The sequence below is a fragment of the Streptomyces sp. NPDC050121 genome, assembly GCF_044460385.1.
Lineage (GTDB): Bacteria > Actinomycetota > Actinomycetes > Streptomycetales > Streptomycetaceae > Streptomyces > Streptomyces soliscabiei.
The window spans coordinates 197542-221074 of record NZ_JBITJV010000010.1; the positions used below are offsets into that span (position 1 = coordinate 197542).

23 protein-coding genes, 1 tRNA gene and 1 pseudogene are annotated in these 23533 nt (G+C 70.3%); 16 read left to right on the forward strand and 9 right to left on the reverse strand.

The window, feature by feature from the left end:
• Positions 1-24 precede the first annotated feature (24 nt).
• From ACIBTS_RS17930 to ACIBTS_RS17955, 6 genes are all read left to right on the forward strand, one after another.
• Entirely contained in the window at positions 25-303 is a 279-nt protein-coding gene (locus ACIBTS_RS17930; protein ID WP_399320379.1) for a hypothetical protein, read from the forward strand.
• A gap of 12 nt (positions 304-315) precedes the next feature.
• Complete coding sequence (locus ACIBTS_RS17935) at positions 316-624, forward strand: hypothetical protein (protein ID WP_399320381.1); 309 nt, start codon at positions 316-318, stop codon at positions 622-624.
• A 199-nt stretch (positions 625-823) separates the two neighbouring features.
• Positions 824-1048 (forward strand): hypothetical protein, encoded by a 225-nt coding sequence (locus tag ACIBTS_RS17940; RefSeq protein WP_319194703.1) that lies wholly within the window; start codon positions 824-826, stop codon positions 1046-1048.
• The gene (locus ACIBTS_RS17945; protein WP_399320384.1) at positions 1045-1788 is read left to right on the forward strand and encodes a GntR family transcriptional regulator; all 744 of its coding nucleotides are present in this window, start codon (positions 1045-1047) and stop codon (positions 1786-1788) included. The genes ACIBTS_RS17940 and ACIBTS_RS17945 overlap by 4 nt, the downstream gene beginning before the upstream one ends.
• The gene (locus ACIBTS_RS17950) at positions 1785-2087 is read left to right on the forward strand and encodes a hypothetical protein (protein ID WP_399320386.1); all 303 of its coding nucleotides are present in this window, start codon (positions 1785-1787) and stop codon (positions 2085-2087) included. Before ACIBTS_RS17945 ends, ACIBTS_RS17950 begins: the two co-directional genes overlap by 4 nt.
• A gap of 110 nt (positions 2088-2197) precedes the next feature.
• Positions 2198-2650: a hypothetical protein gene (locus ACIBTS_RS17955; protein ID WP_399320388.1), complete on the forward strand. Its 453-nt coding sequence runs from the start codon at positions 2198-2200 to the stop codon at positions 2648-2650.
• Between the two features lie 413 nt (positions 2651-3063).
• On the opposite strand, the gene ACIBTS_RS17960 is transcribed toward ACIBTS_RS17955, so the two are convergent.
• Entirely contained in the window at positions 3064-3252 is a 189-nt protein-coding gene (locus tag ACIBTS_RS17960; protein WP_399320390.1) for a hypothetical protein, read from the reverse strand.
• Positions 3253-3514: 262 nt separating this feature from the next.
• Entirely contained in the window at positions 3515-3931 is a 417-nt protein-coding gene (locus tag ACIBTS_RS17965; protein ID WP_399320392.1) for a DUF6234 family protein, read from the reverse strand.
• A 1214-nt stretch (positions 3932-5145) separates the two neighbouring features.
• Between ACIBTS_RS17965 and ACIBTS_RS17970 the strand changes: the two genes are divergently transcribed.
• Positions 5146-6288, forward strand: a complete 1143-nt coding sequence (locus tag ACIBTS_RS17970) for a tyrosine-type recombinase/integrase (protein ID WP_399320395.1) — start codon at positions 5146-5148, stop codon at positions 6286-6288.
• A 246-nt stretch (positions 6289-6534) separates the two neighbouring features.
• Here the strand turns inward: ACIBTS_RS17970 and ACIBTS_RS17975 are convergent.
• Positions 6535-6607 (reverse strand) — tRNA-Arg (locus ACIBTS_RS17975).
• 321 nt (positions 6608-6928) lie between these two features.
• Here ACIBTS_RS17975 and ACIBTS_RS17980 point away from each other — a divergent pair.
• The 5 genes and pseudogenes from ACIBTS_RS17980 (at position 6929) to ACIBTS_RS18000 (ending at position 13989) form a co-directional block, all read left to right on the forward strand.
• Complete coding sequence (locus ACIBTS_RS17980) at positions 6929-8536, forward strand: dynamin family protein (RefSeq protein ID WP_399320397.1); 1608 nt, start codon at positions 6929-6931, stop codon at positions 8534-8536.
• Positions 8537-8539: 3 nt separating this feature from the next.
• A complete protein-coding gene (locus tag ACIBTS_RS17985; protein WP_399320399.1) occupies positions 8540-10615 on the forward strand; it encodes a GTPase in 2076 nt (691 codons plus the stop codon).
• A gap of 325 nt (positions 10616-10940) precedes the next feature.
• Positions 10941-11402: pseudogene (locus ACIBTS_RS17990) on the forward strand (single-stranded DNA-binding protein); the annotation flags it as partial.
• Positions 11403-11842: 440 nt separating this feature from the next.
• Entirely contained in the window at positions 11843-13261 is a 1419-nt protein-coding gene (locus ACIBTS_RS17995; protein ID WP_399320401.1) for a TQXA domain-containing protein, read from the forward strand.
• Between the two features lie 128 nt (positions 13262-13389).
• Positions 13390-13989: a hypothetical protein gene (locus tag ACIBTS_RS18000; RefSeq protein WP_399320403.1), complete on the forward strand. Its 600-nt coding sequence runs from the start codon at positions 13390-13392 to the stop codon at positions 13987-13989.
• Positions 13990-14288: 299 nt separating this feature from the next.
• On the opposite strand, the gene ACIBTS_RS18005 is transcribed toward ACIBTS_RS18000, so the two are convergent.
• From ACIBTS_RS18005 to ACIBTS_RS18015, 3 genes are all read right to left on the reverse strand, one after another.
• Positions 14289-14441 (reverse strand): hypothetical protein, encoded by a 153-nt coding sequence (locus ACIBTS_RS18005; RefSeq protein WP_399320405.1) that lies wholly within the window; start codon positions 14439-14441, stop codon positions 14289-14291.
• A gap of 164 nt (positions 14442-14605) precedes the next feature.
• Positions 14606-14770: a hypothetical protein gene (locus ACIBTS_RS18010; RefSeq protein ID WP_399320407.1), complete on the reverse strand. Its 165-nt coding sequence runs from the start codon at positions 14768-14770 to the stop codon at positions 14606-14608.
• A 203-nt stretch (positions 14771-14973) separates the two neighbouring features.
• Positions 14974-15501 (reverse strand): HAD domain-containing protein, encoded by a 528-nt coding sequence (locus ACIBTS_RS18015; protein WP_399320409.1) that lies wholly within the window; start codon positions 15499-15501, stop codon positions 14974-14976.
• A 194-nt stretch (positions 15502-15695) separates the two neighbouring features.
• Between ACIBTS_RS18015 and ettA the strand changes: the two genes are divergently transcribed.
• Genes ettA through ACIBTS_RS18030 form a run of 3 tightly spaced genes read left to right on the forward strand, consistent with a single transcriptional unit; the run spans position 15696 to position 18466 of the window.
• Positions 15696-17360: an energy-dependent translational throttle protein EttA gene (gene ettA / locus ACIBTS_RS18020; protein WP_399320410.1), complete on the forward strand. Its 1665-nt coding sequence runs from the start codon at positions 15696-15698 to the stop codon at positions 17358-17360.
• Positions 17361-17366: 6 nt separating this feature from the next.
• Entirely contained in the window at positions 17367-17789 is a 423-nt protein-coding gene (locus tag ACIBTS_RS18025) for an acyl-CoA thioesterase (protein WP_399320411.1), read from the forward strand.
• Positions 17786-18466 carry a hypothetical protein gene (locus ACIBTS_RS18030; RefSeq protein ID WP_399320413.1) on the forward strand — a complete coding sequence of 227 codons (681 nt, stop codon included), beginning with the start codon at positions 17786-17788 and terminating at the stop codon, positions 18464-18466. Before ACIBTS_RS18025 ends, ACIBTS_RS18030 begins: the two co-directional genes overlap by 4 nt.
• Positions 18467-18566: 100 nt before the next feature.
• Here ACIBTS_RS18030 and ACIBTS_RS18035 read toward each other — a convergent pair whose 3' ends face one another.
• Positions 18567-18980: a globin gene (locus ACIBTS_RS18035; RefSeq protein ID WP_319676372.1), complete on the reverse strand. Its 414-nt coding sequence runs from the start codon at positions 18978-18980 to the stop codon at positions 18567-18569.
• A gap of 118 nt (positions 18981-19098) precedes the next feature.
• On the opposite strand from ACIBTS_RS18035, the gene ACIBTS_RS18040 reads away from it, so the two are divergent.
• Positions 19099-20115 carry a methyltransferase domain-containing protein gene (locus ACIBTS_RS18040; protein WP_399320415.1) on the forward strand — a complete coding sequence of 339 codons (1017 nt, stop codon included), beginning with the start codon at positions 19099-19101 and terminating at the stop codon, positions 20113-20115.
• Positions 20116-20199: 84 nt separating this feature from the next.
• On the opposite strand, the gene ACIBTS_RS18045 is transcribed toward ACIBTS_RS18040, so the two are convergent.
• Both ACIBTS_RS18045 and ACIBTS_RS18050 read right to left on the reverse strand, forming a co-directional pair.
• On the reverse strand, positions 20200-22011 hold the full coding sequence (locus ACIBTS_RS18045; protein ID WP_399320417.1) for an FHA domain-containing protein: 1812 nt from the start codon (positions 22009-22011) through the stop codon (positions 20200-20202).
• A gap of 48 nt (positions 22012-22059) precedes the next feature.
• Complete coding sequence (locus ACIBTS_RS18050) at positions 22060-23406, reverse strand: VWA domain-containing protein (RefSeq protein ID WP_399320419.1); 1347 nt, start codon at positions 23404-23406, stop codon at positions 22060-22062.
• Positions 23407-23533 lie beyond the last annotated feature (127 nt).

A 23533-nucleotide genomic window follows, 5' to 3' on the forward strand; every position in this document is an offset into this window, starting at 1 on the left:
ATCGCTGGTGACGGAGGCTGCCCTGTGCCCGCTTCGGGAGTTAGCGCGGCGGACCTCGCCGCCCGGCTGTCCGCCCTGGGGCTTCTCACGCGAGTGGAGGAACACCCCCGGCACACGTCGGTGGAAGCGGAAGTGCCGGATGCGCTCTCCGTCGAGTCGTGGCGGGAGGTCCTGGACGTGGTGGCGGAGGCCGATCGATTCGGGCTTCTGGCCACCAGCATGAACGGCCGCACCCTCTGGGCGGTCGTACGCAAAACGGTCCCCACGACGGGCGATGTCGGGGGACCGGGCCATCAGCGATAGGAGCTGACCAGCGTGCTCAACCGTATCCGCCGTGCCGTCTCGCTCACCAGAGAGCGGTACTTCCCCAGGGGCAGGCACCGTCGCCCCTTAACGACCTCCGGGCCGTCGGCCCCCGCCTCCTCCCTGTCTCCGGACAGGACGACGGCCGCCCGCCGGCGTGCCTCCGACGACGTGGACCACCGACAAACGCTCAGGGGTGAGGACGTCGCGCTCGTCCGCCCGTACGTACTGGCCTGGGAGAAGCGCGTGAGGAAGCGCGAAGTGGTAGTCGCTCCCTATCTGTCGGCCGACGCGTGGTCGACCCTGGTGGGGGTCCACTGATGCCTCCCCGTCGACAGACCCGCGTAACGGACGCCTCGGTCGTTCCCTACCGATCAACCTCATGCCGGATCGGCACCCACGACACCTGCGCGGAGTCCGCCCCGGCCTCGGCGCCGGTAGACCTCCCGGTGGTCTACGAGGCGTGCGACTGCTCGTGTCATTCGGCGCCGGGCCAGATGAAGCCCACGGAGGTGCAGCGGTGAGGGAGCGGGTGCCCGTCGGCACGCTGGCATCCAACGTCGAGGTGACCGCGGCCACCGTGCAGCGCGGCGACATCATTCAACTCGGAGGTCGGGCCTGCCGGGTGCAGGATCTCTTCCAGCTCTCCCAGGGAGCGAAGCAAATCCTCTTCGACTCGGGCGAGTTGCTGACCATACACACGCGCACCCGGCTCGCTGCCGTGCGGATGATGAGGCGGCGGTGACCCGGTCCGTGCCTCCTCGCCACAACGACATCGCCGACGATCTCCGGCACCAGATCTCGACCGGCCACCTCAAGCCCGGCGAACGACTGCCGTCCGAGACCGACTTGGCCGGCCGGTACAAGGTCAGCACTGTGACGCTGCGGAGTGCCCTCGCGGTGCTCCAGGGCGAAGGCCTCGTCGAGAAGCTCCACGGCAAGGGCAACTTCGTTCGTCGCCCTCTCCGCCGGATCATGTACGTCGGTGGCTGGGGGACGCTGGACCCATGGACCGCCGCTGAAGCGGCCCTACGCGTCACGGTTCGCACTGCCACGGTTCGGGCTGACGGACACCTGACGACCCTGCTGAGGGTGCCGACGGGCAGTCCACTCGCGGAGTTCTTCTGCGTCAGCCACGAGGGGGAGTCACCGCACGGACTGGCCCGTATCTACGTCCCGCGCGACTTGGCGCCGACTGGAGTGCTCGACGACGAATCCTCATGCCCGGAGGCCGTCAAGAGGTTCGCCGTACTCGGCCGTACACCGGCTGCTGTCCGGGAATCGGTATGCGCCCGCCCGCCGACACCGGACGAGTCATCGACGCTCCGTACCAACTCCGCCGCGCCGGTTTTGGCGATCACACGCGTGTCGACCGACTTCACCGGCCGAGTGGTCGAGGCGGCCCTTCTGGTCTTCCCAGGGGACCGAGCCGACGCAGTCTTCACCACCCACCACACGCTCGACGAGAGGCAGCCGTCAGCATGACAACACGGAACGAATTGCGCCTCCTCCCGTGGTCAGGCCCGGAGGGCAAGCCCTGCTACCTGAGCACGGATGACAAGGGCGGCTACATGTCCCGCCTGGCGGACAACATCGAAGCGGACCAACTCGATACGGCGGCGATCCTGTTGGAGCATGCCTCGGACACCCTCGACGACCAGGACGCGGACTCGGAGGACCTACGCCGGTTGACGGGGGAACTGACCGGGACCCTTCGGGACGTGCTCCGGGTCGCAACCAGCCGCGGTCACCTCCTGGGGGTGAGCGAACCGCACCGCTTCTGAAACAGCAGCCGCAGACTGGTCCCACGGCCCCGCCGAATTCCCCAGGCGGGGCCCCAACGGTGCCCGGCGTGGCACCATGCCCCCTTCAGCACACCGTTCATGGGGGACACATGCGCACCCGCGCCACCATCGCACTCACCACCGCCCTGCTCGCCACCCTCGCCGCCTGCTCCTCGTCCAGCGACGACAAAGCCGACACCCCGAACAGCAGCCCAACCATGGCCGCCGAGACGCCGACCACCACCCCGACGGCGCCCGACGCCACCGAACTGGAGCGCGTCGCGGACACGTACGTGAACCTCTACTTCGGAGGGGCCGGCGAGGGCGCGTACGCCTTCCTGTCGAAGCGCTGTCGCGCCAAGGCAGACCCGGCCACGTACGCGACCACCGTGGAGCAGGCAGCAAAGAATTACGGGCCTGACCATCCGGCGACGGACGTGCACGCCACCGTCTCAGGGGCCATGGGCCGCGTCTCGTACAAGGTGAAGGGCCTGCCGAAGTTCGACCAGCAGGGACAGCCGTGGACGGTTGAGGGCGGCGCCTGGAAGTACGACGCCTGCTGACCCCGCGCCACCCCGGGCACCGTCGGCGGTGCCCCTATCGTGCCCGGCGGATTGCAGCCCTCAAGATCCTGCCGCGCCCGGCCCGCCGACGACAGCCCGCCACGACGGCGGGTGTGCCGACGGACAGGCGGCCGTATGCCTTCCTGCACCCCCACCGGCCTCAGCCACGCTGCTATGCCGTCGACCAGAGCAAGCCCCGCCGGCAGGGTCGTGCGACGCCTCGGTGTCCACCAACCTCAAGCTCTCAGCTTGGGAAGCTGCGGGCATTTGCGGCTGGTTTTGGCGCTGACCTGCTCGAATGGGCAAGGTAGGGCTTGATGGGGCCTGCTGAATTCACCGTGGTTCCCCGCTGTTCTCCGCTCGATCTGGTGCGCTTGTGGTGCGCGCCGTCGTTGTCCAGCACTCGGTGGTGCCTATCGCTTCTGTGCCCGGTAGCGCTTCGTCAGCGCGGTGATCCGAGCTGGGTCCGACTGACCATTGAGCTCGGCCAGGAGGTCGTCAGGGCACAACTCGTAGAGATCGCCCCACCATCGACGGCCTCGGTTGTCCCAGATGCGGTAGCCGCCCGGTACCCCTCTGGCCACATAGCGTCTCCTGCTCACCGTCCCCCACCTCCCCGCACAGCTCGTGCCGCTGTCAACCTCGGCCCCGGCGCAGACCATACGGAGGGGGGGCCGTCCAGCGAGGCAATATGCGACAGCCGGCGAGCACCCTTCCAACTGTGCTCGTGGGGTGTCGGGCTGTGTCCGGGAGCGTTCACCTGTCATCGGCGGCTGGGCCTTGGTCGGCCCTCAGGCCTTAGTCCCGTCTGAGCGACCGTGAACGTTGCTGAATGAGACGGAAACTGAGACGGCGGCACACGATTTAGCCAGTGCCTTTGCAGCTGGCCGCTGACGGCACGTCGTGGCACAACTGGTCCTGGTGAGCCTGGACCTCACCCCCACTGAAGAAGATCATGAGGATCAAGATGGCCATTACGGCTTGGGTGACAACCGTTACGACGGCGTCGACCCATGCGGCTGTCACGGCCGCCGCAATGGCGAGAACTCCGACTCCGCCGGCGGCGTCCAGGTAGCCCCACAAGGGATCGGTTGTGGCGGTCTTCTCCGGGTCGAGTTCGAAACCGGACAGGAACCAGAGTCCGAAGATCACCGTCAGGGTGATCAGCTCCAGGAGCACGAGACCGCACCCGGCTGCGATGTCGGCACCCCGGTCCACGCGGCGCCGCTGCCTGGAGCCGGTGGTGGCATCGAAGGCCGGAGGGGCAACGGGTAAGTCCATACCCGCCACCCTGCCCACGTGCGTAAGGCAGCACATGAGTACGAGTACTCAGCTCCGCACCAGATGGATCCCGTGATTCACCAGGCACCTTCCCATCGATCCTGCGTCAGCTCCTCAGGAGCGGTTGCCGTCAACCACTGCCGTCAATACAAGAACCAGAGGCCTCATAGATTCCTCCACGGGGCCTCTGACCAGCTGTGCACTCGGCAGGATTCGAACCTGCAGCCCTCTGATCCGTAGCTCTGCAGAGATCGGTCATTGGAGGTCATACAGGCTGCGGGGAGGGGCTTGGCGGCCGGTGCTGGTCTATGCCGGTTGCTGGGGTTGCTGTACCTCGTTGCTGTACAGCAGGATCCCGACCGGGGGTGTGGCCATGGAACGGGAACAGCTCGAACGGCTGCTGGGTGGTGGCGACGACACGTCGTCGTCCGCTCTCGCTGCACTCCGCGCCGGCGCTTCATACGTCGTCTGGGACGGAACGACGTCACCCAGGTCGCTCGCGACGGTCTATGGGCGCCGACTCCGTCACACCCTTCGGAGGGGTATCGAGACCTCCGGCTTGGCCCGGGCTGTGCAACGCCTCGACCTATACAGCCGACCGGTTCGACTGGGGCAGATCAGGACTGCCGATGGGGCTTGGATCTTCATGCTGTTCCTCGACGAGGACGGCAGCACGCTGGTGGCGTGCACCGGCGTCCGGCAGACCCAACCGGGCCCACCACGCCCAGACGCCAGCTGAAGCTCTGCACCGCCAACACGCTTTCCAACTGTGTTGGTGGGGCGGTGGGCTGTGTGCGGGGGCGTTCACCTGGGTTCATGGGCGGTTGACCCCCGCCGCGGTCTTGGCTCTCGGTCTCCTCTGAACAGCCGTGAACGGAGCTGAATGAGACGGAAACTGAGACGGATCACCTGGCACATAGGGTCAGACCAGGTGACGTGCTGCCGGTTGGGCGTCAGCGAGACCAATCCCCTCCTGGCGCAGCCAAGGTGGGGTGCCGGCGGAGCAATCAACCCCGACTCAAGGCCAACCATGCTTCGCCCCAAGGTCGTTGGACAGGACGTCTTGCCCCTCAAAGAGAGGTGGCGAACCTCACAAATCCTTGATCCGGTTGGGATTTTCGGACATTAGTGGGCCAAGCTCCTTGTCTGACGACAAGCCCCCACCGCCGTAGGTGGGGCGGTCTGGGCGTGCGCCGAGTCCTGCCGACGCCTGGATGCCGACCGGGCTGCCGGTGTCCCACCGCTCCAAGTCGGCTTCGATGAGCTGGTACGCGTTCGCGGTCGGGTACGTGGACGCCCGTTGGGCGGAGCTCGGCGGCAACAGCCGCAAGAACACCGCCAAGACCCTGACGGCGGTCACCATCGCGCTGCTGCGTGCCCAGCCGATCCAGTTCGCCCCGGTGGCCGTGCGGACCGCGCTGCGCGAATGGGCGTTCAACGCGACCCGCCGTGCGGACGCCCCGCGAGACGTGGTGACCATCCCCAGGTGGGTGGAGCGCAACTCCCTGCCGGTCTCGGTCTGGGAGGAGCCGGAAAGGGTCGATGAGGTCTTGCGAGCCGTCGACACGCGCCTCGACGGGAAGCAGGCGGCGGCTTGGTCCCGAAAGCGGAACCGCCGGATCCTCAACGTCGTCATGAAGCACGCGATCCGGCGGCGCGTCCTGCGGACCAATCCCCTCCCCAAGGGGAAGGAGGCGACGACTGTCACCAAAACCAGCAACGCCGTGGACAAGCGATCCTTGATGAACGCGGACCAGGCGGCGGCGCTCCTCGACTGGATCCGTCGCCGGCCACGCGGGGGAACGCGGCTGCATGCATTCTTCGCCACGCTGTACTACTGCGCTCTACGGCCGGAGGAAGCCGTGGCCATGCGAGTGCAGGACGTGATGCTTCCTGACCCCGACACCCGAGACGAGTGGTGTGAGCTGCTGATCCACACGGCGACCCCGGAGGTCGGCAAGCAGTGGACCGACACCGGGGAGATCCACGAGGAACGTGACCTGAAGGGCCGCGCCGAGGGTGAGACGCGCACCGTGCCGGGGCATCCCGCCCTGACGCGCATCCTGCGGCAGCACGTCGAGGAGGAGCAGCTCAAGCCCGGTGATCTGCTGTTCCAGGGGGAGACGGGCGGCATTCTCGCCGGCTCGGTCATTCGTCGGGCGTGGCGCAGTGCGCGCAAGGCCGTCCTGCCCGCGCACGTCTTCGAGTCGCCCACGGGGAAGCGCGTGTACGACAACCGGCACACGCGCCTCACCAAGTGGCTCAATGACGGGATCCCGCCCGCTCAGGTCGCCGAATGGGCCGGGAACAGCATGCCGGTCCTGCTGGCCACCTACGCACGGTGTGTCGAGGGGTAGCTGCCTGACCTGAAAAGGCGGCTGGAGGCCGCTGGAGATCTCCCCGAGCCGGCCGACGCGAGTTGAAGGCTTCTCGCCGAAAACTTCGACACGTATTCGACACAGCCACCCGCGAAAACCCGGTTACAGCCGGACAGCCCCGGACCTTCCCCTTGATCATCGGGGGAGTGTCCGGGGCTTCGCCGTGTCGCGTGAAACGTGCTCTGACCAGCAAAAATGCCCTCCCATAGGGAGGGCGGAGACTTGCGCCCCCGGCAGGACTCGAACCTGCGGCCAAGCGCTTAGAAGGCGCCTGCTCTATCCACTGAGCTACGGGGGCCGGGTGTGGTGGCCTCGTACGTGCTGCCCGGGTGTGGGCTGATCCGTGACGTTGCCGGGGACAAGGATAGGGCTCCCGGTTCCTTGTCCCGGTTGCTTCGCCTCCGTGGCTCAATGTGGAGGTTCGGTGAAGCGGTCCTGATAATCGCAGGCAGGTACGAATCGTGCATCGCTTTTGGCGTCCACGGCCACGGGTGTTGTGTACTCGTTATGCCTGGGCTGCGCCTCTGTCCCAGTCGCGCCTTCCGTCCCTTGTGTCCTATCGGCGCGCAGACATGCCTATATGCTTCATAAATCCCCTAAAATTGGGCATTCTTCGCATGTGGTGACCTTGGACGTACGGCCTCAGCTGCTCGACGCACTCTCCGCCCTGCGCGACCGTGTCGCCGCCGCACGCTTCCCGCTGCCCCTTGCGGGGGCCCCACGCGCGCGTGCCAACCGCGACGAACTGCTCGCCCAGCTCGACGACTACTTGGTGCCCCGCCTCAGGCAGCCCGAAGCGCCGCTGCTGGCCGTCGTGGGCGGCTCCACCGGCGCCGGCAAGTCGACCCTGGTCAACTCCCTGGTAGGACGGCGCGTCAGCGAGGCGGGCGTGCTGCGGCCGACGACACGGACACCGGTGCTCGTCTGCCATCCGGAGGACCAGCACTGGTTCAGCGGCATGCGGGTGCTGCCCGGCCTCACGCGCGTGTGGGCGCCCCATCGGGAGTCGGCCGACGACCTGTTGCTCCCCGGCGAGGACGGCAGACGCGTGCTGCGCATCGAGACCGCCGACAGCCTTCCCCCGGGCCTCGCCCTCCTCGACGCGCCCGACATCGACTCCCTCGTCGCCGACAACCGCGTCCTGGCCGCCGAGTTGATCTGCGCCGCCGACATCTGGGTGATGGTCACGACGGCCGCCCGCTACGCCGACGCCGTGCCCTGGCATCTGCTCCGCACCGCCAAGGAGTACGACGCCATGCTCGTGACCGTCCTGGACCGGGTGCCCCACCAGGTCGTCGGAGAGGTATCCCGGCAGTACGGCGCCCTGCTCACCAAGGCCGGGCTGGGCCACGTACCGCGCTTCACGGTGCCCGAGCTGCCCGAGTCCGCCTGGGGCGGCGGGCTGCTCCCGGCGACCGCCGTCGCGTCGTTGCGGACCTGGCTCGTCCACCACGTCCAGGATCCCAACTCCCGCCGCTACGCCCTGACCCGCACGGCACACGGTGTCCTCGACTCCCTCAAGGCCCGGCTGCCCGAGCTGGCCGGGGCCACCGCCGCCCAGTACGCGGCCGCGCTACGGCTCACGTCGGCCGTCGACGGGGCGTACGACAGCGAGTACACGCGCGTGCGGGGCCGTCTGCAGAGCGGTGCCGTGCTCGCCGGCGACGCGCTCAAACGCTGGCGGGCCTTCCCGCTGGACTGCAGCGCCGCCGAACTCCTCGACGCCCTCGTGGAGAGCCTGGGCGCGCTCCTGCTGTGCGCCGTCACCGCCGCCGACGAGCGCGTCGACGAGGCCTGGCGGCGGGAACCGGCGGCGAACGCGCCCTCCCTGTCCGACCGGGACACCTCGCCGGAGAACGCCGAGCACCGCATCGGCCTGGCGGTACGACGGTGGCGGCGCGAGCTGGAGGAGTACGCCGAGGACGAGGTACGCGGCCTGGAACGCGGTGTCGCGCCCGACCCGGAGTCGGTCGCCGCCCTCGTCGCCACCGCCGTGCTGGGCGGCCGCAGGGCCCGCTCGGCGGGCGAGGGGCTCGCCGAGCGGATCGGCGCCCACGGGGCGCTGCGGCTGCGCGACCGGGCCGGACGACTGCTTGCCGAGCATCTCGACCGCGTGATGCACAACGAACGAGAGCGCCGCCTCACCCCCCTCGACGGACTCGACGTCCACCCCGAACCCCAGGCCGAACTCATCGCCGCGCTGTCCGTACTGCAGAAGGAGAGGTGACCGGTGACCGCCGTCACTGACCAGGACCACACGGACAACAGGGACCAGCAGCCACAGCAGGAGCACCAGGACCGTCAGAAACAGCAGGAACAGCAGGAACAGCAGGAACAGCAGGAACAGCAGGAACAGCAGGAACAGCAGGAACAGGAACAGGAACAGGAACAGGAACAGGAACTGGAACTGGAACAGCACGCATCACAGGAGCAGAGGGAGAACGGCACGCCGGGGGAGGAGAACCCGGAGACCGCGACGTCAACCGCGACGTCAACGTCAACGTCAACGTCAAGGGCGGTGTCAAAGGACACCGTCGGAGCCTGGGACGACGGGCTCATCGCTCGCCGCGTGAACGAGGCCACCGCCGTGGACAGCAGGATCGGCGGCCGTGGCCGTGGCGGTGGCGGCGTGGGCGGCGGCGTGGGCGGTGGCGGCGTGGGCGGGGGCGTCGGCAGTGCCCAGCCCGCGCCCCCGCTCACGTACGACGGCCCCCTGCGCTCCCGGCTCGACGCGCTGCGCGAGCTCGTGGGGCTCTCCCGCACCCGGGTCGACAGCAGGACCCTCGCCGAGGCCGGCCGGGTCCTCGACGAGGCGGTGGCCCGGCGCAGGCTCTCCGGGCAGCACACCGTCGTGGCCCTCGCGGGTGCCACCGGAAGCGGCAAGTCGCAGCTGTTCAACGCCCTGGCCGGAGTGACCATCTCGGAGACGGGCGTACGCCGTCCGACCACCGCCGCGCCCATCGCGTGCAGCTGGGGCGACGGCGCGGCGCCCCTCATCGACCGGCTCGGCATTCCGGGCCGGCTGCGCAGACGGCCGGTGCAGAGCCCGGAGGCGGAGGCGCAGCTGCGCGGGCTCGTGCTGATCGACCTGCCGGACCACGACTCGGCGGCCGTGCAGCACCGCGAGCAGGTCGACCGGGTGCTGAGGCTCGTCGACGCCGTCATCTGGGTCGTCGACCCGGAGAAGTACGCCGACGCCGTCCTCCACGAGCGCTATCTGCGGCCCATGGCCGGACACGCGGAGGTCATGTTCGTCGTCCTCAACCAGGTCGACCGGCTGCCCGGCGAGGCCGCCGAGCTGGTCCTCGACGACCTGCGACGCCTGCTCGACGAGGACGGCGTCGCCCTCGGCGAGTACGGCGAACCGGGCGCGACCGTGCTCGCCCTGTCCGCGCTCACCGGGGACGGGATCGGCGAACTGCGTGAGCTGCTCGGCCAGTTCGTGGCGGAGCGCGGCGCCGCGGCACGGCGAGTTTCGGCCGATCTGGAGGCCGCCGCGTGGCGACTGCGGCCCGTCTACGCCACCGGTCGGCGCACCGGGCTCAGCGAGGAGGCGCGGGAGGCGTTCGCCGACCGGCTCGCCGACGCGGTGGGCGCCACCGCGGCGGGCGAGGCCGCCGAACGCGCCTGGCTGCGCCATGCGGGCCGCGCGTGCGGGACGCCGTGGCTGCGGCTGTGGCGCTGGCAGCAGGACCGGCGCGAGCCTCCCACCGGACGGCTGCCGGTCCGTGCCCAGGCCGACGAGGAGGCCACGGCACGGCAGCGCGTCGAGCAGGCGGTGCGCACCGTGTCCGAGCGGGCCTCGGCGGGGCTGCCCGCGCCGTGGGCGCAGGCTGTGCGGGAGGCGGCCGTACGCGGCGCGCAGGGGCTGCCCGAGGCGCTGGACGAGCTGGCGGCGCGGGCCGGGTTGCCGCAGGGGCGGCCGCCGCGGCCGGGCTGGTGGCCGGTGGCCGTGCTGGCGCAGGCGTTCATGACCCTGCTCCAGGTCGTCGGGGGGCTGTGGCTGGTCGGACAGATCGTCGGGGTCATGGCGCCGAACCTCGGGGTTCCGGTGCTGCTGATGGTTGCGGGCATCATCGGCGGCCCGCTCGTCGAGTGGAGCTGTCGGATGGCGGCACGGGGACCGGCCCGGCGGTACGGGCAGGACGCGGAACGCCGGCTGCGGGAGGCGGCGGCCGGGTGCGGCCGGGCACGTGTGCTGGATCCCTTGGCCGCGGAGCTGCTGCGGTACCGGGAGGTCCGGGAGCAGTACGGGCGGGTCACGGGCGCGGAGGCGGGGGCGGCGACGGGGACGGGGGCGCGGTGAGCCGGAGGGCTGTGGGGTCGGGTGTGTCGGTGAGTGTGGAGGCGGGTGTGGAGGCGGTTGTGGAAGTGGGGTGTGGCGGGAGGGGGCTGTGGGACGAGGGGTGATCCACAGGGAAAGGGAGGGTGGTCACTCGTCCGGGTGGCGGAGTTTTCCACAGGCGGACGGTGATCCACAGGGCTCGGCGGGCTCGGCCCGAACGGAGGCAGTCTGGCTTCACGGCGATCGCGGCGATCACGACCGTGACCATCGCGACGGACGCAGCCGTACGGGACGGGCCCGTGCGCGTATCCGGGCGGTACGACCGTCCGGCGAGGGAGGGGTTCGCATGAACGAGACGATGGTCTGCGCGGTCGGCAACGTGGCGACGCGGCCGGTCTACCGAGACCTGGCGGCGGGCGCTTCGGCGAGGTTCCGGCTGGCGGTCACCTCGCGCTACTGGGATCGCGAGAAGAACACCTGGACCGACGGGCACACCAACTTCTTCACGGTGTGGGCCAACCGGCAGCTGGCCGCGAACACGATGGCCTCACTGAACGTCGGCGACCCGGTGATCGTGCAGGGCAGGCTGAAGGTGCGCACGGAGCAGCGCGAGGGACAGCAGAACTGGACGTCGGCGGACATCGACGCAGTGGCGATCGGCCACGACATCGCGCGGGGCACGTCCGCGTTCCGGCGCTCGGGCCGCCCCGAGCCGATGGCCGCGGGCGCACCGGTCCAGCCCGAACCCAACTGGCAGACTTCGGCAGCGACTTCCGCGGGACGGGTATCGGAGCGGGTGCCGGAGCCGGACTGGGGACCGGAACGAGGGCCGGAGCCGGGACCGGAACGAGGGCCGGTACGGGGGTCGGAGCGGGAGCCGGTACGGGGGCCGGAGCGAGAGCGGGAGCCGGGCGGTTCGCCGCGACGCGAACCGGTGGGAGTGACGTGAGCGGACCGGCTGGTGACGGGGCGTCATCAACGCCTGGGAGCCGTCACTGACCGAACTACGGCTTATCGACGGATGCACTCCGAACGACCGAGTGGATTTGTCGATAGGCCGGGTTCGCGGAAACCTCCGTAGACGATCTTGGGGATAACGATTACGAGTCGGATCGGTGATCCGATGAGATGACCGGTAAGCGTGGTGCGCGGCGTCTCTAGGATGCCGGACGTGGTTCACGGGGCTTTTGATTCTGCTGGTGGGACCGTACCCCCCACATCAACGTGTCCTGCTCGAAGGGGAATTGCGTGATTTCTTCGTTCTCCGCGCCGTTCACACGCGGGCGAGGGGTGGTCCGCCTCGCCGCGGCGACGTTGGTGTCCGGCCTCGTCGCCGTGGGCGTGATCGCCGGTGCGGGCACGGCCGTCGCCACCGAGATGACACAGAGTCAGGGCGGAGCCACCGCGACCATAGGCGGCCTCAAGACGTACGGCGCCGCCGTGATCCACGCCGACACCGGGGACCAGGAGGTCCCGGCCGGTCTGTTCGAGATGTCCGTCGAGGGCGGCGGCACCCTGCAGACCTACTGCGTCGACCTCTACAACCCGACGCAGAAGGACGCCAAGTACCACGAGACGCCGTGGGGCGGCACCTCGCTGGGCGCCAACAAGGACGCGGGCCGCATCGGTTGGATCCTGCAGAACTCCTACCCCCAGGTCAATGACCTCGCCTCGCTCGCGGACAAGGCCGGCATCGACGGCGGCCTGACCGAGCAGGACGCGGCGGCCGGCACCCAGGTGGCCGTCTGGCGCTACTCGGACGGCGTGGCCGTCGACGCCGTCGACCCGCAGGCCGAGCGGCTCGCGGACTATCTGCACAAGGCCGCCCGCGCCGTCCCGGAGCCCGCGGCGTCGCTCACCCTCGACGCGCCCGCCGTCTCCGGCCACCCCGGCGAACTGCTCGGCCCGGTTACGGTGCACACCGACGCGAGCGGCGTGACGGTGACACCGCCGCTGCATGCCGCCACCAGCGGGGTACGGATCGTCGGCAAGGACGGCAAGGCGGTCACGTCCGTGACGGACGGCAGCCAGCTCTTCTTCGACGTGCCCGTCGATGCGGCCGCCGGCTCGGCCGAGCTGACCGTCCAGGCCTCGACCACCGTCCCCGTCGGACGGGCCTTCACCTCCGAGAACCGCAGCCAGACCCAGATCCTGGCCGGCTCCAGCGAGTCGACCGTGTCGGCGACGGCGAGCGCGACCTGGGCCAAGCAGGGCGCCATACCGGCGCTGTCCGCGGCGAAGAACTGCGCCGGGAGCGGCGTGGACATCACCGCCGCCAACCAGGGCGACGCCGACTTCACCTTCGAGCTGATGGGCATCCGGCACACCATCCCGGCCGGAGCGTCCCAGACGATGACGATCCCCCTCCAGGAGGACCAGGCCTACGACTTCACGATCAACGGCCTGCAAGGCGTCGAGTACCGCTTCACCGGCGTCCTGGACTGCAGGACGCAGGCCGACGAGACCGCCGGCCTGACCACCCAGACCCTCAGTGAGCCGAGCCCGGCGACGGTCGGCGGCACGTCCGCCGCGAGCGACACCGATCTCGCCGCGACGGGCGGCACCAGCGCCACCCCGCTCATCGCGGGCACCGCCATCGGTCTGGTCGTCATCGGCGGAGCGGCCCTGATCCTCGTGGGCCGAAAGGAGAACGGCGCACGGGACTGACCGGACTTCCGCTCACCGGTCGGCCGATGCCGTTTCGTGATCGTCCGGGCCAGGTCCGGTCACATTGCGAGCCCAGCCTTGCTCACCACGGCCTCTCAGGGGCGGGTACTCGATCATGGGGAGCAAACATGCGACGGCTCGGAACCACACTGGCGGCGCTCGTGTTGGCGGGCGCCGGGCTCGCGGGAACGGTGGGTACGGCGCAGGCCGCCACCGCCGCGTCGGCCACCGCCGCGTCGAAGTCGCAGTCGGCGGTGTGTGAGACCGGGTGGGGAAGCCTCGAGAAGCACCTGTGGTCCGCGGACGACCACAAGCCCCCGCTGACGAACATCAGGACCGGCCGGCACGAGTGCTTCGACCGCATGGTCCTCGATTTCAAGGGCGGCTCGACCGGCGCGACCGGCTACCAGGTCAAGTACGTCGACAAGCTGACGACGCCCGCCACGGGAGAGATCCCCATCGAGGGCGGGGCGATCCTGCAGATCGCCGTGGACCCGAACTACGACCCGGCCACCGGCACGAAGTCCTACCCCGGGCAGCACGGCCAACCGCTGCCCGGAGTGGACGTCACCGGCTACAAGACCTTCAGGGACACCCGCTACGCGGACGCCCTCGAGTCCGAGGCGCGGGTGGGAGTCGGCGTCCGGGCCCGGCTGCCGTTCCGGGTGACGCAGTCGGGCGATCACCTGATCGTCGACGTCGCCCACTCCTGGAACGCCACCTCGTAAGCCCCACCCCTCGCCCCGGTACAGAGCCCGGCCGGGCTGCTCGCGAGACTCCCGGCCGGGGGATCACTTGGGTGGGCCCGTGAGCGTCGCGCAGATGGCAAAAGCGGTGAGCGTCTGGTTCGTCTGGCTTGTGTTGACGGCCACGGCCCTCCACGTGTTCGGCCCCCCTGGTCCACCCGGCCCCGCGCCATAGGACTCGGTCACTTCCAGGGCTGGGCTGATCGTTCCGAAGCCGCCGCCGGTGAGAGTGGTGCCTGCCGGGCACGTGGCATCAGCGCTGCCGAACGAATTGGGCGGCACTACGACGGAGGGCCCTCGACCTGCTGCGTGGTGAAGCCGCCTCCGCCTCCGTCTTCTCCGGCGGCTGCGACTCCAGCGCTCGCGGCGAGCAGGACGCCGACAGCGGCGCCAAGAGCGGCGCCAAGAGCGGCGATCTTGGGCATGCGGGACATGATGGCTCCCTCACAGTGGGTCGAATGGTGGTCGAGACTGCAAGAGAATCGTGTGCGACCCGGCACCCAGCCGCGTACTGGAAGACCTGTCCGGGTGACAGCCCTTCTCCGTACAGGTGACAGCCCTTCTCCGTACGGCTGTGGCGGGCGGGGAGCGCCACCGCTCAGGCGCCCCAGTTCCCGGCGTGCTCCCGTAGGTAGTCGGCGAGTTCGGGCGGATGGAGTTCGAGTGCTCTCAGGGCTGACGCGTCCCACGCGACTCGCACCGGTGAGAAGTCGCCCGTGTCGGGATCGTCGAGCTCAGGGCCGCTGCGGCGGTTTGGATCCATGTCCAGTACATCAGCGCGAAAGTAGTGCTGCACGACGGCCATCCTCGGTGCAGGAACACGAGCTGACCGCCATCGAGCAGAACCGCACGAACGTTGTGACGGACCTTCATCTGCGCGACGATAGTGCGCCCACCGACGAAAAGGCCCGACCCCCCCTGTCCGGCCGCCGCGGCGCGCTCGGACCGACCTCCTGAAGGGGGTGCTCACCTGGGCGCGACACCGCGGAGCCAGTCGGTGATCGCGGAGAAGTCCGCGTCTGCGAGGCCGCGGGCAGGGTCTACGCGATGGAGGAGCGACGGTCCGGGATGTTGGGCAGCGACCCAGAGACGGTCCATGGAGCTGATCTCGTCGTCGACCCAGATGAACGGCCGGCCGTCGGCCTGCTCGACAAGGTGGCGGGTCTTCCAGTGCAGGCCACGCGGGTCTGTCTCGGCCTTGGTGTCGGTGTCCGGCCATTGCGCCACGGGCAGGTTCGGGAGGCCGATCCGTGGGGCGACAACCTCGTTCGCCTTCTCCATCCAGGTCGTGGCCCATACGAGGTGGCAGCCCAAGGCCATGAGGCGCGCCCCGATCCCGGGGGCGAGCCGCTCCAGCAGGGGGTTTCCCTGATCGACAGGCGTCGAGGGGGTGGTAGCCCTGGCTTGTGGGTGGTGGTCGGGCAGCGTCCCGAACGGGATGAGCGGACCATCGACGTCGAGAAACAGGAACGGACGCTCCGCTGCGCTTGCCACATCCGCACGATAGCCCCGCGCAGGAGGGGAGGCCGCTCAAGGGCGACCGGCACTGACAGGCCGACCGTAGCCGTCTGTGTTGAAAGGCCAGGTCAGCCGTCCCCGGGCAATCGGGTTTCCCCCGAGGGGTGGCAGTCCGGCAAGATGGGGTGTATCTGCCCACTGCCTGATTTCAAGCTGCCGGACGGTTTCTCTTGGCTGAGTACATCTACACCATGCGCAAGACGCGCAAGGCACACGGCGACAAGGTCATCCTTGACGACGTAACGCTGAGCTTCCTGCCCGGCGCGAAGATCGGTGTGGTCGGGCCGAACGGCGCCGGTAAGTCCACCGTTCTCAAGATCATGGCGGGGCTCGAGCAGCCCTCCAACGGTGACGCGTTCCTGTCGCCCGGTTACACCGTCGGCATGCTGCTGCAGGAGCCGCCGCTCGACGAGTCCAAGACCGTGCTGCAGAACGTGCAGGACGGCGCCGCCGAGGTCATGGGCAAGCTGAAGCGGTTCAACGAGGTCGCCGAGCTGATGGCGACCGACTACTCGGACGCGCTGCTCGACGAGATGGGCAAGCTGCAGGAGGACCTGGACCACGCCAACGCGTGGGACCTGGACACCCAGCTGGAGCAGGCCATGGACGCCCTGGGCTGCCCGCCCGGCGACTGGCCCGTCACCAACCTCTCCGGTGGTGAGCGCCGCCGGGTCGCGCTGTGCAAGCTGCTGCTGGAGGCCCCCGACCTGCTGCTGCTCGACGAGCCCACCAACCACCTGGACGCCGAGTCCGTGCAGTGGCTGGAGCAGCACCTCGCCAAGTACCCCGGCACCGTCGTCGCCGTCACCCACGACCGGTACTTCCTGGACAACGTCGCCGAGTGGATCCTGGAGCTCGACCGCGGTCGCGCCCACCCCTACGAGGGCAACTACTCCACCTACCTCGACACCAAGGCGAGCCGTCTCAAGGTCGAGGGGGCGAAGGACGCCAAGCGTGCGAAGCGCCTGAAGGAAGAGCTCGAGTGGGTGCGGTCCAACGCCAAGGGGCGTCAGGCCAAGTCCAAGGCGCGTCTCGCTCGCTACGAGGAGATGGCCGCCGAGGCCGACAAGATGCGGAAGCTGGACTTCGAGGAGATCCAGATCCCGCCGGGTCCGCGGCTCGGCTCCATCGTCGTCGAGGTCGACAACCTCTCCAAGGCCTTCGGCGAGAAGGTCCTCATCGACGGTCTCTCCTTCACGCTCCCGCGCAACGGCATCGTCGGGGTCATCGGCCCGAACGGCGCCGGCAAGACCACCCTCTTCAAGATGATCCAGGGGCTCGAGACCCCGGACTCGGGCTCGATCAAGGTCGGCGAGACCGTCAAGATCTCCTACGTCGACCAGAGCCGCGAGAACATCGACCCGAAGAAGACGCTGTGGGCCGTCGTCTCCGACGAGCTGGACTACATCAACGTCGGGCAGGTCGAGATGCCGTCCCGCGCGTACGTCTCGGCCTTCGGGTTCAAGGGGCCGGACCAGCAGAAGCCGGCCGGGGTGCTCTCCGGCGGTGAGCGCAACCGGCTGAACCTCGCGCTCACCCTCAAGCAGGGCGGCAACCTGCTGCTCCTCGACGAGCCGACCAACGACCTCGACGTCGAGACACTCAGCAGCCTGGAGAACGCGCTGCTGGAGTTCCCGGGTGCGGCCGTGGTCGTCTCCCACGACCGGTGGTTCCTCGACCGGGTCGCCACGCACATCCTCGCCTACGAGGGTGACTCCAAGTGGTTCTGGTTCGAGGGCAACTTCGAGTCGTACGAGAAGAACAAGATCGAGCGACTGGGTGCGGACGCCGCGCGTCCGCACCGCGCCACCTACAAGAAGCTGACCCGGGGCTGATCGGTCTTGCGCCACCTCTACCGTTGCCCGCTGCGCTGGTCGGACATGGACGCGTACGGTCACGTCAACAACGCGGTCTTCATCCGCTACCTGGAAGAAGCCCGCATCGATTTCCTGTTCCGCCCGGAGAAGGACTTCAAGCAGGGGTCCGTGGTGGCGCGCCATGAGATCGACTACAAGCGGCAGCTCGTCCACCGGCACACGCCCGTGGACATCGAGCTGTGGATCACGGAGATCAGGGCGGCGTCCTTCACGATCACCTACGAGGTGAAGGACGACGACCAGGTCTACGTCCGGGCCTCGACGGTGGTCGTGCCGTTCGACTTCGAGGCCGAGCGGCCGCGTCGGCTCACCGCCGAGGAGCGGGAGTTCCTCGCCGAGTACCAGGACGACGACGAGGATGCCGACAAGGAGGCCGTCGCCGCATGACGGTGCTCCACCTCGCCGACGAGGGGGAGGCGGCGGACCTCGCGGCCTTCCTCTCCCGGCTGCTCCACTACGACCGTGGAGCCGCGGTGCGCCTGCAGGCGGCCGGCACCGCGCTCGCCGTCTTCGGGCGCCCGCCGTCCTTCGAGGTGCTTGCGATCCGCGCGGTCCGGCTGGCCAAGCCGTACGAGAACGGCCTCGATGTCACGCTGGACGTGACGGTGTCGGCGGGCGAGCTGCTGGAGTCCGTCGACGAGAGCGCCGCCACGGCCGTCGTCCCGGAGTCCGTCACCGGGCCGCCGTGGGCCGGAGTGCTGCCGCCGCGCGGCGGGTGGCGGCCCGAGCCGGGACTGCCCGCACCGGACGCGCTACGGGCGCTGGTCGGGGCGGCCGTCGGTGAATTCCGGTCCCGTACCGAGGAGTTGGCGGACGAGCTGCGCACGCGCGGCGAACTCGACCGGATCGGCCGGGAGATCTGGTCCCGGACGGTCGGGGACACCGGCCTTCCCGTGCGGGCCGTGCACGCGGCCCAGTCGCTCGGATTCCTGCGGCCCTCGGCGAGCGCGGGCGACCTCGCGCTGCTCTCGCTCGGCGGCTGGCTGCGGCTGCGCACCCCCTACGGGTCGATCGCCGTACGGCGCACCGGACGGCTGGGGATGCTCGACGTCAGCGTCCGCTGACCCGACCCCGGGCCGACCCCGGCGGACACCGGCCGAAACGGTCCGCACCGGCTGAAACCGGTCCGCACCGGACGAAACCGGTCCACGCGCGCCGAGACCGTCACTCCGGGGTGTTCACCATCGACGCCGCCGCGTACGTCAGGTAGTTCCACAGCGTCTGCTCGTGCTCCTCGGACAGGCCGAGCTCGTCGACCGCGTCCCGCATGTGCTTCAGCCAGGCGTCGTGCGCGGCCCGGTCCACGACGAACGGGGCGTGACGCATGCGCAGGCGCGGATGGCCGCGGTTGTCGCTGTACGTCGTCGGACCGCCCCAGTACTGCATGAGGAACAGCGCGAACCGCTCCTCGGCGGGACCCAGGTCCTCCTCCGGGTACATGGGCCGCAGGATCGGGTCCTCGGCGACTCCCTGGTAGAAACGGTGGACCAGCCGGCGGAAGGTCTCCTCCCCACCGACCTGCTCGTAGAAGGTCTGCTCCTGAAGCGTGCCGCGCCGAATCTCTTTCACGTCTCCCATGGTCTCAGACGGGTGGACGGAGGACTGAAGGCTTAGGACCACAGGGCCCGGCACCGCGCGGCCCGGTCCCGGTACCACCACGTTCGCCTCGGGGCGGGTTCCGCCGCACAGTGGAGGCATGGGCGCCCACGTAGTGGACAGGGAGCTGGAGGACCTCGCCGTCTCGGCGCGGGCCGCGCTGGTCCGTGAGATCGAGGCGAGCGGGGCGTTCGCGGCCGACCCGGGCTGGCGGGCGGCTTTCGCGACGGTCCCGCGCCACCTCTTCGTGCCGTACTACTACGTCAGCGGCGGCGGCGTCGGCGGCTGCGACCGGCGCTGGGGCGAGAGCCCCGACCCGCGCACCAGGGAACGCTGGGTGCGCGGCGCCTACGAGGACGTGCCGCTGGCCACCCGGCTGCGCGACGGCGTGCTGCTCTCCTCCAGCAGCCAGCCCTCGCTGATGGCGCTGATGCTGGCCGAGCTGCGGGTCGAGGGCGGCGAGAAGGTCCTGGAGATCGGGGCGGGGACGGGGTACAACGCGGCGCTGCTGTCGTACCGGCTCGGCGAGGAGAACGTCACCACCGTCGACCTCGACCCCGAGATCACCGAGTCCGCCCGCCGACACCTCGCCGCCGCCGGATACCGGCCGACCGTCGTCACCGGGGACGGGGCGCGCGGGGTTCCCGAACGCGCCCCCTTCGACCGGATCATCGCGACGTGCACGCTGACGTCGATCCCGCGCGCCTGGCTCGCCCAGTGCACCCCCGGCGCCCTGATCCTGGCGCCGCTGGCCACCGGGCTGATCGCGCTGACCGTGCGGGACGCCGGATACGGCGAGGGGCGCTTCCTGCCCACCGCGGCCTACTTCGTGCCACTGCGTGGATCGGAGCAGCCCGAGCCGGAGCCGGTGGCGCTCGCCGGGGTGCCGAGCCGGGCCCGGGAGAACGAGCTGTTCCGCTTCCTGCTGGCCCTGACCCGGGGCACCCTCGACCCCCAGGAGGCCTTCGCCCTGTGGGAGCGCGAGGGCAGGCCGGGACGGGAGCGCTACGGCATCACGGTCGGCGCCGAGCACGCGTGGGCGTGGCTGGACGAACCGGAGGGCGCGTACGCCTGGCCCCTGCCGGGTTCGTCGGCCCCCGGCCTCGTCGGGGTCTAGGCGTACTGACCCGCAGCGTTTTTCACCCGCAGCGTTGTTCACGTGCCTGATCGGTGGCAGGCCACCGTGCGCCGGACACGTGGCTCAGCCGCGGCGAATCGTGATCGTCGTCCAGGCGCCCACGTGCACCTGGTCGCCGTCCTGCAGCGGTACCGGGACGAACGGCTGGATCGGTTCTTCCGAGCCGTTGACCGTCGTGCCGTTCGTCGAGTTCTGGTCGACGACCGCCCAGCTGCCGTCCGGCTGCTGGACCAGCACCGCGTGCTGGTGCGAGACGCCCGGGTCCTCCGGCGGCACCGACAGGTCTATGTCGGGGGTCTCGCCGGTGGAGTGGCGGCGGCGGCCGATGGTGATCTGGTTGCCGGTGAGGGGGCGCTGCTGCTCGGGCGAGTACGCGGGCAGGTTCAGGCCCGCGGCCTCGGGGCCCGAGCGGTGCATCATCGCCATGAAGTACGAGCGGTCCGGGCCGATGGTCGCCGTCCAGGTCGCCGGCTGCTGCGGGAACGCCGGGCCGGGCGGGGGCGGGGCCTGTGTGGCGCCGGGCTGCGGGTAGCCGTAGCCACCGCCGCCCTGGGCGTTGCCGGGGCCGCCGGGGCTTCTGGGGTCGCCCTGCCCGGGGCCGGTGTTCGACGGAGGGGAGATCACCCAGTCGTCGTCACCGCCGCCGAAGGGCTGACCGCCCTGCTGCGGACGGCCCGTCTCCTGCGGGTACCCGGACGGGGCCGACGGACCGGACGGCTGGAACGCCTGCGGAGCCTGAGGCCCACCCTGCCCTCCGGGCCCACCCTGCCCTCCGGGACGCCCCTGACCCCCGGGGCCACCAGGGCCCCCAGGACCTCCGGGGCCGCCGAAGCCTTGCTGGCCCGGGAAGCCGGGGCCGGCCGTGGGCGTGGGCCCGGGCGGCGGCGGAACCGGCCGCGACGGGTCGCCGCCGAAGCCGGACGGACCACCGGGGCCCCCGGGACCTCCAGGGCCACCGGGACCCGACGGGCCGGGACCCGACGGGCCGGGGCCGGGCGGGCCCGGAGGGCGGCCACCGGGGCCGGACGGCTCGCGTCCGAACGGGTCGCCGGACGTACCCGACGGCTCGCGCCCGAAGGGATCGGAGGACGGACCGGACGGTTCGCGTCCGAAGGGGTCGGAGGACTGCCCGTTCTGCTCACGCCGGTAGGGATCCCCGGGCGGGCCGGGGGGACGGCCACCAGGACCGGAAGGCGGCCCGAAGGGGTCGCCGCCCGGACCCGCCGGACCGGAAGGGTCACGTCCGAAGGCACCCGGCGGGGGACCGCCGGGCCTGCCCTGGCCACCAGGACCGCCCTGCCCGCCAGGACCACCGGTCCGCCCCGACGGGTCGCCGCCGAAGGGCGGGCCCGGGATCGGCTCGGCAGGACGATTCACCTGTGACGGACGGGAGCTCTGGTAATCGAACGCATCACTGCCCCCGTACGACGGAGGCGGCGGCTGGAAGCGCGCGTCAGGACCGCCACCCGGACCCGGCCCTCCGGGCCCCGGGCCGAAACCCTGCCCCGCACCAGGACCGGGACCCGGGCCGGGCGCCGGCGGGCGCGGTGCGGCCGGGGTGTACGAGGTCGCCGTGTTGGTCAGGAAGTTCCACCGGCACTCCTCGCAGAACGGCGCACCGCCCTCACGGGGCGTACGGCACTGCGGGCAGAGTTCGGGCTCGTGATCCGGTACGGAGGACAGGTGCCGTCCGCCGGGCGGCCCGGGCTGACCGCCCTGGCCGGGGCCCTGCGGGGGCGGCGGGAAGCCGTAGCCGCCGCCGGCGGTGGGGGGCGGCGGGGGAGGGGGCGGAGGTACGGCACCGGCCATGCGGTGACCGCAGACCTCGCACCAGTCGTCGGAACCCGACTGGTGTCCGTTCGGGCAGGTCGGCATGTCGGCGCGTCCCCCTCTCTCCTTCGGTGTCCCAAAAGCGCTTTCAGGTCACTTCTTTACACGAACAGTCTTTGTGGACCGGGTCTCGAGCGTCATCTCGTCGGCGTCCGCGACCTTCGCCTTCAGTCGCACAGTACCTGTCGTGGCATCGACCACGTCCACCACCTTCGCAAGCAGTTTCGCAGTATCCGCGTTCCCCGAGACGCTCGCGAGCTGAACGGCCCGGCCCAGTTTGGCCGTTGCTCCATCCATATCGCCCGCTTTGCGCAGGTCGAGCCCCTGTTGGATGACCTGTGCCAGTTCGGCCTGCCCCGTGTAGTGGGCGACCTGCGGGTTGATCGACGTGGAGGCGGCCATGTCGTCGGTCCACACGGCCCGTACGAGACCCTGCGCGCCCAGGTTCTGGACGCTGCCGTCGGACTGCGGAATGACCAGGGACACCCGTGCGGCCAGCATCTCCTGGCCGATGTTCGCCGTCGGGACCTCGACGCACACGTGGTAGTCGCGGGACTCGTCGCCCCAGGATCCGGTGGGGTAGTCGCCCGCGCGCGGGCCCGCCTCCGTGCGGCGTCCGGTCAGTTCCTCGACCGTCGGCGCGACCTGCTTGACGAACTTGATGGTGGTGCCGACCGGGGTCCACAGCCGCAGGGCGACGTCCGCGACCTCCTTGCCCATCGCCGTCTCCATCATCTGCGTGAAGTCGGTGGCGAGGCCGGCCGGGTCGGCGACGATGTCGGCGGTGCCGAGCAGCGCGGAGGCGATCCCTGTGACTTCTTTCACTTCCCAGTCGGTGCCCACGCCACGGGCGTCACAGGTGAAACGTCCGGCGCAGTCGTCGAGGGCGGCCTTGAGATCCTGCGGCGCCTCGTGCTCGTTGCGGCCGTCGGTGAGCAGGATGCCGTGCCGGATGGCGACGTCGGCGGTGGACAGCAGCCGGTCGGCCAGGCGCAGCCAGGTGCCGATCGCCGTGCCGCCGCCCGCGCTGAGCCGGCGCAGCGCCTGCTTGGCCTGCTCGCGGGTGGTCGCGTCGGCGACCGCCAGCCGGCCGCCGCCCGGGTAGACCTCCTTGGCGACGTGCGTTCCGCCGATCACCGCGAAGTGCACGCCGTCGCGCAGGGTGTCGACGGCGGCGGCGGTGGCGTCGCGGGCGTTGCGCATCTTGGCCGGCGGGTAGTCCATCGAGCCGGAACAGTCCACCATGATCGCCACGGCGGCGGACGGGCCCTGGCCCGGCGAGTAGAGGTGCGGCGCGGCGACCGCGCTGCCCACCGTGCCGCCGCCGGTGGCGGTCACCGTGACGATCGCGTTGACCTCACGCCCGCCCTCCGGCAGATACTCGTTCTGATAGACGTCCATCGAGAACTGCGGCACGTTCGACTTCGAGAAAATGGCCATGCCTGCTCAAATCCCCCTCGGAAACCCCACCCTCGTGGAGTGATGTCTGGATACGGACCGGTCCCCACCGGTCCGTACGCGTGCTTCCCCGTGTTGCCTGTGTTTTCCCGTGTTTCCGGTTTGCGGC

Bases quoted from the DNA above. Each gene is read 5' to 3' on its own strand.
- ACIBTS_RS18000 (WP_399320403.1), top strand. From the start codon at position 13,390: ATGCGACGGCTCGGAACCACACTGGCGGCGCTCGTGTTGGCGGGCGCC.
- ACIBTS_RS18010 (WP_399320407.1), bottom strand. From the start codon at position 14,770: ATGGATCCAAACCGCCGCAGCGGCCCTGAGCTCGACGATCCCGACACG.
- ACIBTS_RS18005 (WP_399320405.1), bottom strand. From the start codon at position 14,441: ATGTCCCGCATGCCCAAGATCGCCGCTCTTGGCGCCGCTCTTGGCGCC.
- ACIBTS_RS17965 (WP_399320392.1), bottom strand. From the start codon at position 3,931: ATGGACTTACCCGTTGCCCCTCCGGCCTTCGATGCCACCACCGGCTCC.
- ACIBTS_RS18045 (WP_399320417.1), bottom strand. From the start codon at position 22,011: ATGCCGACCTGCCCGAACGGACACCAGTCGGGTTCCGACGACTGGTGC.
- ACIBTS_RS17950 (WP_399320386.1), top strand. From the start codon at position 1,785: ATGACAACACGGAACGAATTGCGCCTCCTCCCGTGGTCAGGCCCGGAG.
- ACIBTS_RS17970 (WP_399320395.1), top strand. From the start codon at position 5,146: ATGCCGACCGGGCTGCCGGTGTCCCACCGCTCCAAGTCGGCTTCGATG.
- ACIBTS_RS18040 (WP_399320415.1), top strand. From the start codon at position 19,099: ATGGGCGCCCACGTAGTGGACAGGGAGCTGGAGGACCTCGCCGTCTCG.
- ACIBTS_RS18030 (WP_399320413.1), top strand. From the start codon at position 17,786: ATGACGGTGCTCCACCTCGCCGACGAGGGGGAGGCGGCGGACCTCGCG.
- ACIBTS_RS18050 (WP_399320419.1), bottom strand. From the start codon at position 23,406: ATGGCCATTTTCTCGAAGTCGAACGTGCCGCAGTTCTCGATGGACGTC.
- ACIBTS_RS18035 (WP_319676372.1), bottom strand. From the start codon at position 18,980: ATGGGAGACGTGAAAGAGATTCGGCGCGGCACGCTTCAGGAGCAGACC.
- ACIBTS_RS17955 (WP_399320388.1), top strand. From the start codon at position 2,198: ATGCGCACCCGCGCCACCATCGCACTCACCACCGCCCTGCTCGCCACC.